The sequence below is a fragment of the Haladaptatus sp. T7 genome (assembly GCF_026008575.1).
In the GTDB taxonomy this organism is placed as follows: domain Archaea; phylum Halobacteriota; class Halobacteria; order Halobacteriales; family Haladaptataceae; genus Haladaptatus; species Haladaptatus paucihalophilus.
Genome location: NZ_BROP01000008.1, coordinates 146,146 through 163,333 on the forward strand (window position 1 = coordinate 146,146; position 17,188 = coordinate 163,333).

Annotated in this window: 15 protein-coding genes; 9 read left to right on the forward strand and 6 right to left on the reverse strand. The window is 63.2% G+C overall.

Going from position 1 to position 17,188, the window contains the following annotated elements:
- Window positions 1-173 precede the first annotated feature (173 nt).
- The gene (locus tag OPC11_RS19395) at window positions 174-797 is read left to right on the forward strand and encodes a hypothetical protein (protein WP_264783024.1); all 624 of its coding nucleotides are present in this window, start codon (window positions 174-176) and stop codon (window positions 795-797) included.
- Between the two features lie 69 nt (window positions 798-866).
- Here OPC11_RS19395 and OPC11_RS19400 read toward each other — a convergent pair whose 3' ends face one another.
- On the reverse strand, window positions 867-1,811 hold the full coding sequence (locus OPC11_RS19400; RefSeq protein WP_264783025.1) for a DMT family transporter: 945 nt from the start codon (window positions 1,809-1,811) through the stop codon (window positions 867-869).
- A gap of 374 nt (window positions 1,812-2,185) precedes the next feature.
- On the opposite strand from OPC11_RS19400, the gene OPC11_RS19405 reads away from it, so the two are divergent.
- Both OPC11_RS19405 and OPC11_RS19410 read left to right on the forward strand, forming a co-directional pair.
- Window positions 2,186-3,700: an aldehyde dehydrogenase family protein gene (locus tag OPC11_RS19405; RefSeq protein ID WP_264783026.1), complete on the forward strand. Its 1,515-nt coding sequence runs from the start codon at window positions 2,186-2,188 to the stop codon at window positions 3,698-3,700.
- Window positions 3,701-3,864: 164 nt separating this feature from the next.
- On the forward strand, window positions 3,865-4,464 hold the full coding sequence (locus OPC11_RS19410) for an HD domain-containing protein (RefSeq protein WP_007977160.1): 600 nt from the start codon (window positions 3,865-3,867) through the stop codon (window positions 4,462-4,464).
- Window positions 4,465-4,483: 19 nt separating this feature from the next.
- On the opposite strand, the gene OPC11_RS19415 is transcribed toward OPC11_RS19410, so the two are convergent.
- The 3 genes from OPC11_RS19415 to OPC11_RS19425 all read right to left on the reverse strand — a co-directional run bounded on the left by OPC11_RS19415 (window position 4,484) and on the right by OPC11_RS19425 (window position 8,310).
- A complete protein-coding gene (locus OPC11_RS19415; protein WP_264783027.1) occupies window positions 4,484-5,176 on the reverse strand; it encodes a DUF2071 domain-containing protein in 693 nt (230 codons plus the stop codon).
- A 55-nt stretch (window positions 5,177-5,231) separates the two neighbouring features.
- Complete coding sequence (locus tag OPC11_RS19420) at window positions 5,232-6,197, reverse strand: NAD(P)-dependent oxidoreductase (RefSeq protein ID WP_264783028.1); 966 nt, start codon at window positions 6,195-6,197, stop codon at window positions 5,232-5,234.
- Between the two features lie 391 nt (window positions 6,198-6,588).
- On the reverse strand, window positions 6,589-8,310 hold the full coding sequence (locus tag OPC11_RS19425; RefSeq protein WP_264783029.1) for a thiamine pyrophosphate-binding protein: 1,722 nt from the start codon (window positions 8,308-8,310) through the stop codon (window positions 6,589-6,591).
- Between the two features lie 117 nt (window positions 8,311-8,427).
- Here OPC11_RS19425 and OPC11_RS19430 point away from each other — a divergent pair, with 117 nt between their 5' ends.
- Window positions 8,428-9,690 (forward strand): MFS transporter, encoded by a 1,263-nt coding sequence (locus OPC11_RS19430; RefSeq protein ID WP_264783030.1) that lies wholly within the window; start codon window positions 8,428-8,430, stop codon window positions 9,688-9,690.
- Here the strand turns inward: OPC11_RS19430 and OPC11_RS19435 are convergent.
- The gene (locus OPC11_RS19435; protein ID WP_007977174.1) at window positions 9,676-10,371 is read right to left on the reverse strand and encodes a helix-turn-helix domain-containing protein; all 696 of its coding nucleotides are present in this window, start codon (window positions 10,369-10,371) and stop codon (window positions 9,676-9,678) included. The genes OPC11_RS19430 and OPC11_RS19435 overlap by 15 nt on opposite strands.
- 163 nt (window positions 10,372-10,534) lie before the next feature.
- On the opposite strand from OPC11_RS19435, the gene OPC11_RS19440 reads away from it, so the two are divergent.
- From OPC11_RS19440 to OPC11_RS19460, 5 genes are read left to right on the forward strand one after another with little or no spacing between them, the layout of a single operon-like run.
- On the forward strand, window positions 10,535-12,223 hold the full coding sequence (locus OPC11_RS19440) for an ABC transporter substrate-binding protein (RefSeq protein ID WP_264783031.1): 1,689 nt from the start codon (window positions 10,535-10,537) through the stop codon (window positions 12,221-12,223).
- Window positions 12,224-13,177, forward strand: a complete 954-nt coding sequence (locus tag OPC11_RS19445; protein WP_007977176.1) for an ABC transporter permease — start codon at window positions 12,224-12,226, stop codon at window positions 13,175-13,177.
- Window positions 13,174-14,190, forward strand: coding sequence for an ABC transporter permease (locus OPC11_RS19450; RefSeq protein ID WP_007977177.1), 1,017 nt, complete (start codon window positions 13,174-13,176; stop codon window positions 14,188-14,190). The genes OPC11_RS19445 and OPC11_RS19450 overlap by 4 nt, the downstream gene beginning before the upstream one ends.
- Window positions 14,187-15,239 carry an ABC transporter ATP-binding protein gene (locus OPC11_RS19455; RefSeq protein WP_264783032.1) on the forward strand — a complete coding sequence of 351 codons (1,053 nt, stop codon included), beginning with the start codon at window positions 14,187-14,189 and terminating at the stop codon, window positions 15,237-15,239. Before OPC11_RS19450 ends, OPC11_RS19455 begins: the two co-directional genes overlap by 4 nt.
- Window positions 15,236-16,552 carry an oligopeptide/dipeptide ABC transporter ATP-binding protein gene (locus OPC11_RS19460; protein ID WP_264783033.1) on the forward strand — a complete coding sequence of 439 codons (1,317 nt, stop codon included), beginning with the start codon at window positions 15,236-15,238 and terminating at the stop codon, window positions 16,550-16,552. Before OPC11_RS19455 ends, OPC11_RS19460 begins: the two co-directional genes overlap by 4 nt.
- A gap of 130 nt (window positions 16,553-16,682) precedes the next feature.
- Here OPC11_RS19460 and OPC11_RS19465 read toward each other — a convergent pair whose 3' ends face one another.
- Entirely contained in the window at window positions 16,683-17,087 is a 405-nt protein-coding gene (locus tag OPC11_RS19465; protein WP_007977180.1) for a DUF5788 family protein, read from the reverse strand.
- Window positions 17,088-17,188: the final 101 nt, after the last annotated feature.

A 17,188-nucleotide genomic window follows, 5' to 3' on the forward strand; every position in this document is an offset into this window, starting at 1 on the left:
CCCATATCTCACCATCCAAAATAGTCCAATTTAATTTTAGCTAGAATAAGATTTAACTATCCATAGTAATGGAAACTAGATGCATGTCTGAGAAAAAATTCAACCGGAGAAGTATTCTCAAAAAAGCTGGTGCGTCGGCGATCGGCGCTGTCGCCCTCAGTAGTAGTGGCGTCATGGCAGAGGAGCCGGAGCGCGACCGGGAACTCGAAAAGCAGTATCTGAATGAGGGGGCACATCGGAGTACGCTCGCCTCCCGCGGACACGACGTGCTCGCGGAGCTGGCCGCACACGACATCATCGCACGACCGTCGCCCGAGGTGTTCGATTTGGACACGAAACTCGACAGCACGCGGGTCGAAGCCTCGTGGGCCACCGACGGATGGACCGTCACGGAGTACACGAATCAGGAGGACGTTCGGACGGCCCATCTCATGTTCTCGAAGACGACCGACGAGTACGACCTCACCCTTCACATCCAACCGCAGGCCGGGAAGGAGTACGCGCTCGTCGAATCCAAATCGTCCGGAGAGGAGTTCGCCATCGACCCCTCACTCGACAGGACGAAATTCCCGCTGACGACCGACGGGGACGTGCAGGCGAGTAGTTGTTCGGACAGTTCGTACTGCACGGACAATTCCTGTCTCAGGATCGGACATCCCAACGGCACAGCGGATTGTTACGCGACCCGTGTCCACACGACCTGTAATCAGCGGAACGGTGAGTGTCGCTGTTACTCGTCGGGTGAAGACTGTCCCGCTCGCTCCGGAAACTACATCTGTTACACGTCGTGTGCATAGATTCGAGTAAATAGCGTCTCTCCCGTTCCACGTTCCTTTTTTCGAACCGTTCCACGCACCAGCACCAGCTCAGTCGGCCTTCGAAGAGTCGGTCCTTCCAGCAGCGCGTCCATCGACGTAGCCCCGAATTCCGCCGACGACTCGCGGCCACTTCACGAGGAGGAACCCACAGAGGATGGCGAGGAAGCCGCCGCCGGTCGTCGGGGTGAGTCCTTCCCCGAGGACGAGCCAGCCGAAGACGGCGGCGAAGGGCGGGATGACGTACTCGATGAGTCCCATCTCTATCGGGCCGAGGCGGTGGAGCAGGCGGAAGTAGACGAGGAATCCCAGCGCGCCGGGAACGACGGCGAGGTAGAGCACCCAGACGAACGAACTCGTCGTCGGCGCGGCGGCGGCGAAGCCTTGTCCCGGAACGACGAACGCCGCGGCGTCGAGCGCCAGCGCGCCGACGGCGAGCATCCACGCTTGGAGGGAAAGCCCGGAGAGTCCGGCGTCGTCCTCGTCGGTGAACACGGCCCCGACGACCCACGCGACGGCGGCCCCGAGGACGAACCAGACGCCCACGTCGCTAAAGAAGTTGCCCGCGCTCGGGTTTGCGATGAGGACGACGCCGACGAACCCGAGGAGGACGCCGACGGCACCCCGTACGGAGATTGACTCCTCCGGGCGGAACGCCGAGGTGACGACGGGCGTGAGAACCGGGACGAGGCCGAGGAGGGTCGATGCGACGGCGCTCGTGACGTACACCTGCCCGGCGAAGAGGAGCGCGTGATGCAGGCCGATGTTGAACACGCCGCCGACGAGGACGGGCGTCCAGTCACCTCGCCCACGCGGTCGGAGCGAGCGCCCGGTCGCGGCGGCGACGGCGAAGAGGACGAACGCGGCCAAACTGAAGCGGACGGCGGCGAGAGCGACCGGCGGAAACCCGTCGAGCGCCGCTTTCGTCGCGGGGAACGCGGTCCCCCACACGGCGGCGAGCGAGAGATAGAGAGCGATGTCACGACGGCTAGCCATTATCGGCATCTGGTCGTTGGTACTTAGATGGGTTTCGATACGAAACGATGAGGTGAATGGGGATTTCTTTTGTAAGTGTTCCAGTCTCGATGGGCACCTCTTTGAAAATTCTAACAACGCTCGTTACGGATAGAATCTGCTTTCGAGGTCCGTTCCGCCTCTCTGATGGCCTCGAAAGCCGTCGGGTAGTGTGCCCTCTCGCTCGTCCCAGCGCGCGTCACAGGGAAATCCGAACACTCTCGAAACGAGAGGGGGGTGTAATTGAAACAGGCCCCGAATCATCAAAATAAGCCGAAAAAGAAACCATATTCGGTTACATATGTCGGAATTAGATACATACACTTATTGGGAACCGTAACGGTTCTTAACGCGGGATGTCGACAAAATCAGCCAGTGAACGCAAAACCGAGATTCAACAACGCCACGAAACCGCCGCCGCCGAAGTCGTCCCGAGCGAACTGAAGCTGTACATCGGCGGGGAGTGGGTCGAAAGCGCCTCCGGCGAGACGTTTCAGACGAGAGACCCGACGACGGGCGAGGTACTGGCCGACGTACAAGCCGGAAATGCGGACGATATCGACCGCGCAGTCGAGGCCGCGTGGGAGGCTTACGACGAAACGTGGTCAGACTACTCCACCGCAGATCGACAGGAAGTCCTCGAAACCATCGCCGACAGAGTGGAGGCGAAAAAACAGGAGTTCGCCACGCTCGAATCGCTCGACAACGGCAAGCCGATTACCGAGGCGCGAATCGACATGGGACTCGTTGCCGACCACTTCCGGTACTTCGCCGGAGCGGCGCGGACGAACGAGGGGACGACCGTTCCGACGGACGACAGCCGACACGTACAGACCATCCGCGAACCCTACGGCGTCGTCGGACAGATTATCCCGTGGAACTTCCCGCTGCTGATGGCGGCGTGGAAACTGGGTCCGGCCCTCTCCGCCGGAAACGCCGTCGTCCTGAAACCGGCAGAGGAGACGCCGTTGACCGTTCTCAAACTGATGGAGGAGATAGACGACGTGCTTCCGGACGGCGTCGTCAACGTCGTCACCGGATACGGTCGGGAGGCCGGTGAACCGCTCACCCAGCACTCCGACGTGCGGAAACTCGCGTTCACCGGTTCGACGGAAGTCGGCAAATCCGTGATGAAGAACGCGGCGGACAACGTTGCCGACCTGACGCTCGAACTCGGCGGTAAGAGTCCGCTCGTCGTCTTCCCCGATGCCGATTTGGACAGGGCGGTTCAGACCACGATCATCTCCATCTTCTTCAACACGGGCGAGTGTTGCTGTGCGGGGTCGCGTTTGTTCCTCCACAGCGACATCAAAGACCAGTTCGTGGAGAAGTTGGCCGCGGCCGCGGAAGACCTCACGGTCGGCGACCCGCTCCTCGACAGCACCGACCTCGGTCCGAAGGTGACACAGGAGCAGGTGGACCGAACCATGGAGTACATCGAGACCGCCCGCGACTCCGGTGCCACGTTCGTTACCGGCGGCGAGGCGCCGGACGACGAGGCGTTGGAGAACGGTTGTTTCGTCGCCCCGACGCTCATCGACGACATCGACCACGACAATAAAGCGGTGCAGGAGGAAATCTTCGGTCCCGTTCAGGAAGTGTTCGAGTGGACGGACTACGACGAGATGATAGAGCGGGCGAACGACGTGGAGTACGGTCTCGCGGCGGGCGTCATCACGAACGACGTGACGAAGGCCTACGAAACCGCGAAGGACATCGAGGCGGGCAACATCTGGGTCAACCAGTACAACGACTTCCCCGCCGGACAGCCGTTCGGCGGCTACAAACAGTCCGGAATCGGACGCGAGACGGCGTTCGAAGCGGTCGAACACTACACCCAGACGAAGACCATCAACCTCTCGCTGAACTGACAGCGATAATCGTCTTTTTCGGAGCCGGGTTCGTGGCGATTTGAGCGATTCCGGGCTTCGAAGTACCCCCGTCACAACCGAAATCGCAGTTGAGTGACTCACCCGCTCGCGGTACGCCTCCCATTCACGAACCATTACGTTCTCACGAATCAAACCGATTCTTCATGAGCGACGACACTCCCGACTACCGGACACAAGTGGAAAGCGCCTATCCGGAACTCCAGTCCATCGAGGACGACGAATTGCGCGAGAAGGTCATCGAGGCGTGGGTGCTCGGCCTCGAACGCGGCGGGTGGAAGGACATCGAGGACATTCCCTACGCGTGGAACATCCACGAGAAGACGAACGTGGAACACGTCCGCGGCGTGACGCGCATCGCCATGCGCTCTGCGGAGGAACAGCGCGAGTTCCACGGGGCCGACCCGGACGAGGATACCATCATCGCGGCGTGTCTGCTCCACGACGTCGGCAAGTGCTACGAGTACGTGGATTTCGCGGACGAGGACCAACTGCTCGACCCCGACCCGACCTACGCCACGGAGGAGATTCCCCACTCCCTGTCGGGGTACGCGCTGGCCCACGAGGTCGGCTGTCCGATTTCGGTCCAGCGCGCGATTCCGCACTTCCTCGGCGAGATTCCGACCCGCACGCTGGAAGCCGAACTCGTCAAGAGCGCGAACTCGGCGAGTTCGAACGCCATCACCCAGTCCGCGATGGGCATCACGCTACAGGAGTGGGTGGAGAAGTACAGCCAAACGCAGTGAAGTCCGACGGCACTCGGACTCAGAGCCACTTCCGACGGGACGATACGATGTCAACACCGGGGCTGTAGTAGCAAATCGGGTCCCCGTCCGGGTGGGCGAAGTTGTTCGCCCGGAAACTCTCGTTCACGCCGAACTCGACCGTCGCCGGGTACAGCGACCACACGTCGTGGTCCACGTTCGCGTACCCTATTTTCCCGTCCCGCCCGCCGACGTAGAACCGATAGCGCTCGGTGAGGAACGTCGCCAGCGAATCGGGACCGGTGTCGAGTCGCTCCCCGGTCGGTTCGTAGCGCGCATCGAATCGCAGTGGTTGGTCGCCGGGATGGGCGCGACGACTCCGGAAGCGAACTGCACCGTCCCGTTCCGCCATCTCGATGGTCGCGTTGTAGTACGGCAGTCCGAAGGCGAGACGGGCACCGAGCACGGACAGCAGACCGTCCGCGTCGAGGCTATAGAAGAAGACGGCGGGTCGGTCCTCCCCCGGAACGGTGACGTAGGTTCGGAGGTTGAGTTCGGGCAAGGACACGCCGACGGCGGCGGGAAGCCCCCGCGGACGAACCGCGACGTTCGTGAAGGGAACGACGCTGAGCCACGCTTTCCCGTCGTACGTGTCCACCTCCAACCCTTCCGGAAGTCCTCGCTCCACGATTTCCGGTTCGACCGGCCAGTTGGCGAACAGCAGTCGTCGCCATCCCATCTCGATGCCGAGCATTGGGACGTACTTGGAAACGGTCGCAAAAAGCAGTTCCGTCGTTCGATTCGTCCCCTCAGACCGTCTCCAGTCCGTTCTCCTCGCGGAGCACGTTGATGTACGACCGGAACCCGCTCTCCAGGTCGTAGCGCGGTTCGTAACCCAAATCCTCCTGAATCGCGGTCATGTCGAGCTTCTGGGTCCACGGGAGTTCGCCCTCGTCGGACACCTCCAAGTCGGCGTCGGGCACGATTTTCTCGACCGTCTCGGCGGCCTCACGAATCGTCGCCACGGTGCCGCGAACGTTGTAGACGCGCTGGTTCAGGTCCTCGTCCGGCGTGAACGCCGCGCGGCGGAACGCCTGTGCGATGTCTTCGACGTGCTGCCAGTCGATGACTTGATCACCGTACTCGACGCTGAACGGTTCGCCGAGCGCGGGCTTTTCGATGATATTTGCGAGGAACGCAGAGCCACCCGTTTCGCGGTACGGACCGTAGGCGACGGTCGGTCGGAGCGCGACGTGCGACAGGTCGTGGTCCTCGAAGTACACCTTCGCCTGATGCTCGTTGAACTCCTTGCTCGCGCCGTAGAGCGTATCGGGGTACACGAGGTCGTCCTCGGTCACCCAGTCGTCGTCGTAGTTCGCGGGCGGCGCGAACACGGCGGCGCTGGACGCCCACGCCACGCGCTCCACTTGGTCGGAGAACGTGCGCGCCGCCTCGAAGATGGTGTTCGTGCCGCGAACGTTCACGTCGATGGCGAGGCGAGGGTTCTCGCGCGCCGTCGTCGTGAGTAGCGCCGCGAGGTGAACGATTCGCGTCGCACCCGTCTCGCGCACCGCGCGGAACACGTCCGTCGAGTCGGTGATGTCGCCGCGGCGAATCTCCACGTCGTCCGCGATGCCGAGTTTCTCCAAGATGCGCGTGTCCGTCGAAAGGTCGTAGGCGACCACGTCGTGGCCGTGGTCGAGCAGTTCCTTTGCCGTGTACGACCCGATGAAGCCTGTCCCGCCAGTGACGAGCACCGTCTCGCTTTGCGCCATGGTTTTTTACTCTCTGGCTGGCAAGAAAAGGTTTCCTTCCTGTTTTTTCGTGACGGGGTTCGAAAACCGCCGTACATTCTTACGTGATGGCGCGGAATTTCCGTTCGATGAAACTAGGTGAGGACCGACTCGAACGTCACGTCAACGAACTCGGAGTGAAACGATACTATGACGAACTCCAAAGCGCGTGACGCCGAAGAACGACGAGCGTTCATCAAGCAGTGGGCCGAGTACGTTCGCACCCACGACGACGAGGAGTGGTCGCGCCAGCAGAAGACGGTCGTCGATTCGCAACTCCAGTCCGCGAGGGAACTCGCCGCGAAGGGTGAAACCGACCCCGCCGAGTTCGTCCGAAAGCGCGACGAAATCGCGCGGAAAAACACCGATGACTTTACTCGTGTAATCCGCCCGTTTCGGCGTAGAACGAGGATTCCAACTGTTCGGCCATGTCCTCCTCGCGGTCGATTCGCGCGTCGATGACGAACGGAACGTCGCTTTCCTTCCCCGTTCGAAGCGCGTCGGCGAGTTCTTCGGGGGTCACCGCCCGCGTCCCGTCCGCGCCGAAGCCCTCGGCGACCGTGACGAAATCCGTATCGTGGAATTCGACGCCCGCGATGTCGCCGTCCTCCTCCTGCATCTGGCGCACCATGCCGAGACTGGTGTCGTTCAGCACGACGAACGTCGGCGCGACGCCGTTCTCGACGGCGATTTCGACGCTGGTCATGGTCATGGTGAAGCCGCCGTCGCCCGCGACGCCGATGACGTCCTTGTCGGTGGTGATGGCGGCACTGACGGCGGCCGGGGCGGACCACCCCATCCCGCCGACGCCTCCCGACCCGAAGTAGGTCCGAACGGCGGGCGTCTGGAGGTAGTTCAATAGCCAGAATCGGTTGTTGCCCGAGTCGGCCGTGACGATGGTGTCCTCGTCCACCATCGCCTCTATTTCCTTCACTGCGCGCTGCGGTTTGATGGGCGAGGCGTCGCTCTCGCACGTCTCGGTGAAAAACGACTCCCGCGCGGTTTCCGCCCGGTCGCGCGCCCAGTCGTTGTCGGCGCTCCCGGCGTCCGATAGCGCCCGAAGGCTCTCCTTCGCGTCGCCGATGAGTCCCACGTCGGCGGGGTACACCCAGCCCGCGTTTCGCGTGTCGATGTCGGCGTGGATGATGGTCTGTTCGTCCGGGCGGATGAACGAGGGTGCCTGCCAGTTGGTGTCCATCGGGTTCATCCGGCAGCCGACGACGAGCAGGGTGTCGGCCTCGCTGACGACCCGATTCGCGCCTTCGTGGCCGAACGAGCCGATGACGCCCGCCGCGAGGTCGTGCGTCTCGGGAATCGTCGATTTGCCGAGATAGGAAGTCGTAACGATTGCATCGTACGCATCCGCGACGTCCCGGAGTTCGTCGTAGGCTCCCGCCGAGTGGACGCCGTTCCCGGCGATGATAACGGGACGCTCCGCGGATTCGAGTGCCTCGACCGCCGCGCTCACGTCGCGGTCGGTCGGCTTGGACTCCCAGTTTCGAACCTGCTCCTCGCTGTCCCAGACAGGCGGTATCGGGTTTTCGGGGACGTCATCCGTAATGGCGTTGCCGTCGAGGATGACGGCCGTCGGTCCCGACCGGCCCGCCGTCGAGTGTTTGAACGCGAGTTGGACGCTTCGTATGGTCTCGGTCGGCGTGCGCGGGAACCAGTGTTCTTTGGTCACGCCGTCCAGAATCTTCGGGAGCGAGAGCCCGCCGTAGTCGCCGCGTGACTGCTGATAGGGCGCGAGCGTCGAGTAGTCGCCGCGCTCGCTCGCTTCGGTCAAGACCACCATCGGTGAGGAGGCGAGCCGGGCCTCCATCTGTCCGATGACGCCGAGGCTCCCTATCCACGGTCCCTGTCCGGCCAGCACGGCGGGCTTGCCGTGGAGGCGGCCGTACATCTCGGCCATCACGCTTCCCTCGCGTTCGTCGCGCGGGCGAACCACGTCCACGCTCGACTCGGGGAGGTCGTCGAGCAACTCGATGACGCGCCCGCCCGGATAGCCGAACACGTACTCCACGCCCAGCGATTCGAGGACGGAAACCAGCGCTTCGCTCGTCGTCTCTCCCGCACCGTCGTCGAGGCCTGTCATGCTACTCGAATCCACCCGCTCTCGTCTCTTTGTTCTGTCGATTATCACGGTCGTTTCTGTAAAATCCGGCTCGATTCGGGCGACCGTTTATAGTCGGGACCGGCTAGGGTGTCTCCAGTGAAGCGAAACGACCGAACCATCCTCGGCCTGACCATGCTGGCCCACGCGATGGTTCACACCTACGAACTCTCCCTTCCCATCCTCATCCCGGTCTGGCTCGTCGAGTTCGGCGCGTCGAAGGCCACGCTCGGGGTCGTCCTCTCGCTCGGCTACGCGCTGTTCGGCATCGGCGCGCTGCCCGGCGGCGTCCTCTCCGATAGCTACGGCTCCCGCCGACTCATCGTCGTCTGTCTGCTCGGCATGGGTGGGTCGTTTCTCCTCCTCTCGTTCGCCCCGACGCTCCCCGTCATCGCGCTCGCGCTCCTGTTGTGGGGGACGGCGGCGAGCGTCTATCACCCGTCCGGCCTCTCGTTGCTGAGCACCGGCATCGAACCCGACGACCAGGGGAGCGCCTTCGCGTACCACGGCATCGCCGGAAACGTCGGTATCGCCTTCGGCCCGTTGGCGACGACGCTCCTCCTGCTCGCGTTCGGCTGGCGGACCGTCGTCGCCGTCCTCGCGGTTCCCGCCCTCGTCGCCGCCGTGGTCGCGTTTCGAACGTCCATCGACGAGACGGCGGCGGTCGAGACGGAAACGCGTGCGCGGGATTCGAGCGTGGAGCGAACCACCCGTACCGACGGCGGCCTCACCTCGATTTCGGACCTCCTTTCCGCCTCTCGGTCGCTCTTTTCGGGCTGGTTCGTCGCCGTCTTCGGCGTCGTCATGCTCTCCGGACTGTACTACCGCGGCGTATTGACCTTCCTCCCAGACCTCCTCTCGGGCCTCTCGCTCTTCGCGCCCATCGACGTTGCCGGAAAATCGCTCGAACCGGCGCGCTACCTCTACGCCGGACTCCTCACCGTCGGGATGGTCGGACAGTTCGCGGGCGGCAAACTCACCGACCGCGTGGAAAACACCGCCGCCATCGCGGTCGCCTTCGGCACGTTGGCGCTCATCGCGCTCGTGTTCGTCCCCGCCGCGGACGCCGGGCTCGTCCCCCTGCTCGTCGTCAGTTTCGCGCTCGGATTCTGGCTGTTCGCGGTGCAACCGCTGTATCAGGCGACCGTCGCCGAGTTCACGCCGCCCGACGCCCGCGGTCTTTCATACGGTTACACCTATCTCGGCGTGTTCGGAATCGGCGCGCTCGGTGCGGCAGTCGCTGGCTACGTGCTCCAGTACTATTCGCCGACGGTCCTGTTCCTCGTCCTCGCGGGATTCGCGACGGTCGCGTCCCTACTCGGCGTCTTGCTCTCGCTTCGAGCGGGGTCAGAGTTGGTTTGAGTTGACGTGCTTGCCGACCTCCTCCATCACCTTCCGCTCCGCACGGGCGAGGTGTTCCCACGCCGTCGTGGATGCTATGCCGACGGTATCGGCGATGTCCTCGATGCTGGTCTCCTTCTTCGGTCGGTAGTAGCCGAGGTCGATGGCCGTACCGAGCACCTCTCGCTGTCGTCCCGTGAGTTCGTGGACGACGCGCGAGAACTCCAACTGCTCCTGTTCTGCGACGGTCCCGAGTTCGACGTTTCGAACGAGGTCGGTCTCGTTCCCGGCGCGTTCGAGCGACTCGACGATTTCGTTTAGGTCGTCCGCGTCGTCCAGATACAACGTCCAGCGTTCCCACCCGGCGGCTATCGTCGCTCCGGTTCGGTAGTGGACGCCCAAGTCGGTCAACCGCTGTGAGATGCTGTCCCACTGGTAGCTGTCGATGGTGACGGCGACGAGGACTCGCGGCACGTCGAGCGGCGTCAACGCGTCCACGTCCAGTACGGGTTCCGCGGCCTCGAACTCGTCGAGGAAGCCCGCAATCGACGTTTCCGGGCCGGTTATTTCGATGATGCGTTTTCGCTCCGCGGCGCTTCCCGTCATCGACGAGACGGAGCGAATCGTGATGGCCGGGTAATCGGCGCTGATGTCGCTCTCCGGCTCGCCGTGGTGACGTATCCGAAGCGTCACTTCTCGCATAACTACAATCGAGGAAACCGAATGTGTTGAACCTTTGTATCCACTCTAGTTATCCTTCTGCATCATATATTGTATGTTTCTATCATTTTCATATTCGATTCTTTGACAACCGAATCTATACGGGTATCCAACGAAGGGGGCTGTTCATCTGTACCATACTACCATGGGAAACAGTGGCAAAATTTCGGACGAAGCCCTCAGTGGCCCGGTTATCGACCGCCGGACGACCGTCAAACTGCTCGGTGCGGCAGGTATCACTAGCCTGGCCGGTTGTACGAGCGGCGGTGACGACAACGGCGACGGTGGCAGCGGTGGCGATGGTGGAACCGACGACGGTGGCAACGGCACGACCGACGTTCCCTCGGACGACCAGCGCGGTGGACGGTTGACGGCCGGGTGGTTCACCGGCAGCATCGACGTGCTCGACCCGCCGTACATCAGCGTCGGCCAGTACTTCCAGGTGGCCGCCAACGTGTTCAACGGCCTCGTCACGCTCAAAAAGGATCTGACCATTCGGGGCGACCTCGCCAAGGACTGGGAGGTCAGCAACGGCGGGAAGAAGATCACCTTCGACCTGCGTACGGGCGTGAAGTTCCACAACGGCACCGACTTCACCGCCGAGGACGTGAAATACACCATCAATCGGACGATTTCGGAGGAAGCTCCCGCCGCCTCGAAACTCGGGTCGCTCAAGCCGGTGGACGATGGCGGCGTCGTGGTCAAGGACGACCACACGGTCGAACTCAACTTCGAGGAACCGATGGCACCCGCCCTCGTCTACCTCACGCGCGGACCGGGCCGCGCCGCGACCATCGTCAACAAGGAGGCTATCGAAAAGATGGGCGCGGACCAGTACAAGGTGACGCCGGTCGGGACCGGTCCGTTCGAGGTCTCGAAACACGAAATCGGCTCCGGTATCACCCTCGACGCGTTCGAGGACTACTTCGAAACCGACAGCGACGGAAACGCGCTCCCGTACTTGGACGGCATCGACATCAAGCCGATTCCCGAACCCGCGACGCTCGTGAACGCGCTTCGGAGCGGCGACATCGACTTCGCCAACCTCGTGCCCCTCCAGAACGTGAAGAAGGTCGAGTCGGCGAGCGGCGTGACGAAACTGGAAGCGCCGGGAATCAACTGGTATGGATTTGCCATGAACGAGCGTCGGAAGCCGTTCGACTCGAAGAAGGCCCGCATGGGTATCGCGAAATCCATCGACAATCAGGCGTACGTGGATGCGGCCTACTTCGGCAACGCGCTCCCCGACACGGGTCCGATCAACAAGGCGACGAACTGGGTCTGGCGCGACGACAAGCCGACCGACCAGCAGTACGACCCCGAAGCGGGCAAACAGCTCATCAAGGAGGCGGGTGCCGAAGGGGCGTCCTTCTCCATCCTGACGACCGAAAGCAGTCTCCGCGGTGCGAAGGCAATGCGCCAACAGCTGAACAAGGCCGGATTCGACGTGAGCATCGAACAGGTGACGAGTTCGTCCTACTGGGAACGCTACGAGAAGGGTAACTACGACACGACCATCAGCGGCAGCGTCGGCGACCCCGACCCGGAGCAGTCGCTTTGGAACTTCTACCGTAAGCCCGACGACGGGGGCGCGTGGAACTGGGTGAACTTCGAGGACGACAAGGCACACAACCTGCTCGCAGAACAGCGGAAAGCGCTCGACCGGGACGAGCGCAAGAAGCTCCTGCAGGAACTCGAAGACCACCTCATCAAGCAGGTCCCGCACGCCTACCTGATGCACCAGAACGACATCGCGGCGAAACGCTCGAACATGAAGGGATTCACCCACATCCCGTTCATGCGTAACTTCCACACGACGTGGGTCGAGGAATAGATGCGCCAGTACGTCGCAAAGCGGGTCGCACACGCCATCTTTATCATGTGGTTGGTGGCGACCACGGTCTTCTTCGGCCTGCGCCTGATTCCGGGCGGTCCGGTTCGGACCATGCTCGGGCAGGAAGCGACACCGAAAGCGGTTGCGGCGCTGCGGGCGAAACTCGGCCTGAACCAGCCGCTGTACGTCCAGTATTTCGACTGGCTGAAGGAGATGCTCACGCTACACTTCGGCCAGAGCCTGAGCACCGGCCAGCCGGTTTCGACGCTGGTCTCGCAGGCCGCACCGAAGACGCTCTCCATCGCGATTCTCGCCATCATCATCGGCCTCGGTGTCGCCATCCCGACCGGAATCATCAGCGCCACGCGCAAGGGCGAACCGGTCGATTACGCGGCGACGGTGACGGCGTTCCTCGGCGTTTCCATGCCCGCGTTCTTCGTCGGCATCCTGCTCGCGCTGGTGTTCGGCGTCTGGCTGAACCTGCTTCCCGTCTTCGGCTACACGCCGCCGAGCGAGGGACTCGTCCCGTGGCTGGAGAGCGTCCTACTCCCCGGCATCGCGGTCGGCCTGCCGTACGCCGCCGTCGTCATGCGGATGATGCGCTCGTCGTTACTGGAAGTGCTGAACGAACCGTACATGCGAACCGCCCGAGCGAAGGGCGTCAACGGTCGCGTGATGCTGTTCAAACACGCGCTCCAGAACGCGCTCATCCCCGTCATCACCGTCGCCGGGATTCAACTCGCGCTGGTGTTAGTCGGCAGCGTCACGGTCGAACTCGTCTTCGGGATTCAGGGACTCGGCAGACTGCTCGTGGATTCGATGCTCGACCGTAACTACCCGGTGACGCAAGCGGTCATCCTCATCGTCGCCGCGGTGATGGTGTTCACGAACCTCGCGGTGGACCTCGTGTACACCGTCATCGACCCGCGCATCGGCTACGGAGGGAACCAATGACGGAACACACCGATTCGAACGTCGGCCACAATGCGACCACCGAGTCCGGCGCTCCTGTTGAATCGGGACCCATCGACGTCCCGCCAGAATATCGGGAGGAAGAACACTACGAGGAACACAAATCGACGCGCCAACGCCTCGTCGAGGGGCTACTGGCCGACAAGATGGCGTTGTTCGGTGCCGTGGTCGTCTTGTTGTTCGTCTTCGTCGCAATCTTCGCGCCGGTCGTCGCACCCCACGACCCCGAGGCCACGTTCGGCTTCATGAAAGCGCCGAACTCCCACTCCGTGGGCAACTACGACGGCGCGCCCGGAACCGAATCCGTGTGGCATCCGCTCGGGACGGACTCGTTCGGGCACGACATCCTCTCGCGCATGATCTACGGTGCGCGGGTTTCGCTGCTCGTGGCCCTCTCGACGGTCGCCGTGGCGTTCACGCTCGGCACGTCCATCGGCCTCCTCGCCGGATTCTACGGCGGCTGGGTCGATAGCGTGCTGATGCGCTACGTCGACTTTCAGTGGGCGTTCCCCGAACTCATCCTCGGGGTCGGTATCATCGCCATCTCCGGCGGGTTGGGCATCACGAACGTCGTCATCGCCATCGGTATCGCGTACATCGACGACTTCGCCCGCCTCGTTCGGGGCGAGGTGCTGTCGCTCCGCGAGGAGGAGTACGTCATGGCGGCCCGCGCCATCGGCATGACCGACAAGCGAATCATGACGCGGGAAATCCTGCCGAACGCGGTCGCGCCGCTCATCGTGCAGGCGACGCTCATGATTCCGCTCGCCATCCTCGCCGAGGCGGGCCTCTCGTTCCTCGGTCTGGGCGTCAAACCGACGACGCCGACGTGGGGGCTGTTGCTCTCGGACGGGCGTCAGTTCATAGGCGAGGCGTGGTGGATAAGCGTCATGCCCGGCCTCGCCATCATGCTGGTAGTCCTCGCGTTCAACATGCTCGGCGACGGTCTCCGCGACATCTTCGACGTGAGCGACGGGGAGGTCGAGAGCCGATGACCGTCCTCGAAGTCGACGGGCTTCACACCCGCTTCCCGACCCCCAGAGGGACGGTGGACGCGGTGAACGAGGTGGACTTGCGCATCGAACCCGGCGAAATCGTCGGTCTCGTCGGGGAAAGCGGGTCGGGAAAGAGCGTCCTCGCGGAGAGCATCATGGGCATCGTCGAGGAACCGGGCGAAATCGCGTCGGGCGACATCCGACTCCACGGGGAGTCGCTGCTCGACCTGCCCGAATCGAAGCGCCGTGAAATCCGCGGCGGGACGATTTCGATGGTGTTCCAAGACCCGATGAACAGCCTCAACCCGACGCTGACCGTCGGCGAGCAGATCGCCGAGATGGTCCGACTCCACCAACCCGTCGGCGAGTCGGTGAGGCTCCCGGCGGAACTCAAGCGCAAACTCGTCGGGTCCTCGAAGAACGGCCAAGCGTGGCGACGGGCCATCGAGATGCTCGAAAGCGTCGAGATTCCGGAGCCGGAGACGCGGGCGAGCGACTACCCCCACGAGTTCTCCGGCGGTATGCGCCAGCGGGCGATGATAGCCATGGCGCTGGCGGCCGAACCGGACCTGCTCATCGCGGACGAGCCGACGACGGCGCTCGACGTGACGATTCAGGCCCAAATCCTCGACGAACTCCGGGAGTTGAAGGACGCCTTCGACACGTCGATTCTGCTCATCACGCACGACCTCGCGGTCGTGTCCGAGGTGTGCGACCGGGTGAACGTGATGTACGCCGGGGAAATCGTCGAACGCGCCGACGCGACCGAACTGTTCCGTAATCCACAACACCCCTACACGCAAGGCCTCATCGCCAGTACGCCGCGTCTCGACGCGCCGATGGACAGCCTCGAACCGATAGACGGGAACGTCCCCGACCTCATCGACATCCCCTTCGCGTGCCACTTCGCGCCGCGCTGTCCCGAAGCCACGCGGGAGTGTTACGAAATCGACCCGGACTTCCGACCGGTCGATGCTGACACGGACGGCGAATCGAACGACCACGTTGCGGCGTGTCTGCGCCGCGGACCCACGGAGGAACGACTATGAGCATGCAGCTAACGAGCGCAGACGAGACGTCCGACACCGAACCGTTGCTCGCCGTTCGCGGCCTGAAAAAGCACTTCGACCAGTCGGGGGGCGTCCTCGACAGACTGGTCGGCGACACGGCGAGCGTCCGCGCCGTCGATGGCGTCGATCTGACGGTCACCGAGGGCGAGACGCTCGCCATCGTGGGAGAGTCCGGCTGTGGCAAATCGACGCTCGGTCGGACGATTCTCAACCTGCACGACGCGACCGACGGGTCGGTCGAATATCGCGGGACGAACCTCTCCGAGCTCTCACAGCAGGAGATGCGACCGTACCGGCGCGACCTGCAGATGATATTCCAGGACCCCCTGGCGTCGCTGAATCCGCGCCAGACGGTCGGCGAAATCATCACCGCGCCGATGGAGGTCCACGGCATCGGCGACAGCGACGAGGGCCGACTGGAGCGGACGAAAGACCTCCTCCGGCGCGTCGGATTGAAGGCCGGACACATCGAACGCTACCCGAACCAGTTCTCGGGGGGACAACAGCAGCGCGTCGGTATCGCCCGCGCGCTCGCACTCGAGCCCGAACTGATAATCGCGGACGAACCCGTTTCGGCGCTGGACGTGTCCGTGCAGGCCCAGATTCTCAACCTCCTGGACGAACTTCAGGACGACCTCGGCCTGTCGCTCGTGTTCATCGCGCACAACCTCTCGGTCGTGCGCCACGTCGCCGACCGGGTGGCCGTGATGTACCTCGGTCGAATCGTGGAGACCGCACCCGTCGCGGAACTCTACGAGAATCCACAGCATCCGTACACGAAATCGCTGCTGTCGGCGGTGCCCCGCATCGACCCGGCGGACCGCGACGAGCGAATCATCCTCGAAGGGTCGGTTCCGTCGCCGTTGGACCCGCCGTCCGGCTGTCGGTTCCACACGCGCTGTCCGATGGTGATTCCGCCCGAGGACTGGGTGGGCACCGACGAGGCGTTCCGCGCGGCCTTCGCGTTCAGGAACCACGTGCTCTCGGGCGAACTCGACCCGGACGCCGCGCGGACCCGTCTCGAAGCCGAGGGGCGCGAGACGGACGATTCGAGCGTGGCGTCGTACCTCGTGGCGCAACTGCTTCCGGGCGACCCGGAGGCCTTGCCGTCGGACGCGGGCGAGGCCGTTCGCTCGGCGGCGGACGCGTTGGCCGCCGCCGACCACGAACGCGCGAACGAAATCGTCGAGAACGCGTTTCCGTCGCCGTGCGAACACGAGACGCCACAGCCGACCGACGCGGGAGACGGACACGCCGCGGCGTGCCACCGCGTTACTTCGCAGGATTCCTGACGAAATCGCGGATTCTCTTCGTCGTTCGTCCCTCGGCCGGACGTATCTGTCATCCACCGTCCGGCGTCCGGTCATCACGCCGGACCGGGGACGACGAAAACTCGGTGCTGAAGCGCTTCGTGGCGATTCCTCATGGCCGCTGTCTGATGAGGGAGATGAGTTCCCTCGCATCCTTGAGTTTCTTCAGTCGCACCTCCTCCTCGATGTTCGGGGAGTCCAACCCCTCCAGTGCGGTCAGGGCGCGGTCGATGCCGTGGATGCTCCGAACGAGTCGCTCTCCCTCCTCGACCGCTATCTCTCCACGGTCGATTCGCTGTTTTCGGGCGAGACGCTCGCGTTTGAGTTTCGTCTTCATCTCCTCGATGGCATCGCGTTCGCTCTCGGGAATCGCTTCGAGGCGCTTGCACTCGAAGACGAACTCTTGGACGTCTATCGTCGTTCCCTGTATCGTGAGTTCGTCGACCATCTGCTTTCCGACGGTCGCCGATGGACGCTGAATCCGGTCGAGGAGCCGCTGTCGTTGTCGTTCGTTCATGGGTTGTGGTGGTTCGACTTCATCTGTCAGTTCGACTGACGACGAAATATTCGTTCGGAGCAACGAATTCCTCCGACAGAACTGACACTAACGTTTTCCTT

What these genes read in the sequence shown, in the direction of transcription:
- OPC11_RS19395 (WP_264783024.1), top strand. Translation starts at nt 174, where the DNA reads ATGGCAGAGGAGCCGGAGCGCGACCGGGAACTCGAAAAGCAGTATCTG.
- OPC11_RS19400 (WP_264783025.1), bottom strand. Translation starts at nt 1,811, where the DNA reads ATGGCTAGCCGTCGTGACATCGCTCTCTATCTCTCGCTCGCCGCCGTG.
- OPC11_RS19405 (WP_264783026.1), top strand. Translation starts at nt 2,186, where the DNA reads ATGTCGACAAAATCAGCCAGTGAACGCAAAACCGAGATTCAACAACGC.
- OPC11_RS19410 (WP_007977160.1), top strand. Translation starts at nt 3,865, where the DNA reads ATGAGCGACGACACTCCCGACTACCGGACACAAGTGGAAAGCGCCTAT.
- OPC11_RS19415 (WP_264783027.1), bottom strand. Translation starts at nt 5,176, where the DNA reads ATGCTCGGCATCGAGATGGGATGGCGACGACTGCTGTTCGCCAACTGG.
- OPC11_RS19420 (WP_264783028.1), bottom strand. Translation starts at nt 6,197, where the DNA reads ATGGCGCAAAGCGAGACGGTGCTCGTCACTGGCGGGACAGGCTTCATC.
- OPC11_RS19425 (WP_264783029.1), bottom strand. Translation starts at nt 8,310, where the DNA reads ATGACAGGCCTCGACGACGGTGCGGGAGAGACGACGAGCGAAGCGCTG.
- OPC11_RS19435 (WP_007977174.1), bottom strand. Translation starts at nt 10,371, where the DNA reads ATGCGAGAAGTGACGCTTCGGATACGTCACCACGGCGAGCCGGAGAGC.
- OPC11_RS19440 (WP_264783031.1), top strand. Translation starts at nt 10,535, where the DNA reads ATGGGAAACAGTGGCAAAATTTCGGACGAAGCCCTCAGTGGCCCGGTT.
- OPC11_RS19445 (WP_007977176.1), top strand. Translation starts at nt 12,224, where the DNA reads ATGCGCCAGTACGTCGCAAAGCGGGTCGCACACGCCATCTTTATCATG.
- OPC11_RS19450 (WP_007977177.1), top strand. Translation starts at nt 13,174, where the DNA reads ATGACGGAACACACCGATTCGAACGTCGGCCACAATGCGACCACCGAG.
- OPC11_RS19455 (WP_264783032.1), top strand. Translation starts at nt 14,187, where the DNA reads ATGACCGTCCTCGAAGTCGACGGGCTTCACACCCGCTTCCCGACCCCC.
- OPC11_RS19460 (WP_264783033.1), top strand. Translation starts at nt 15,236, where the DNA reads ATGAGCATGCAGCTAACGAGCGCAGACGAGACGTCCGACACCGAACCG.
- OPC11_RS19465 (WP_007977180.1), bottom strand. Translation starts at nt 17,087, where the DNA reads ATGAACGAACGACAACGACAGCGGCTCCTCGACCGGATTCAGCGTCCA.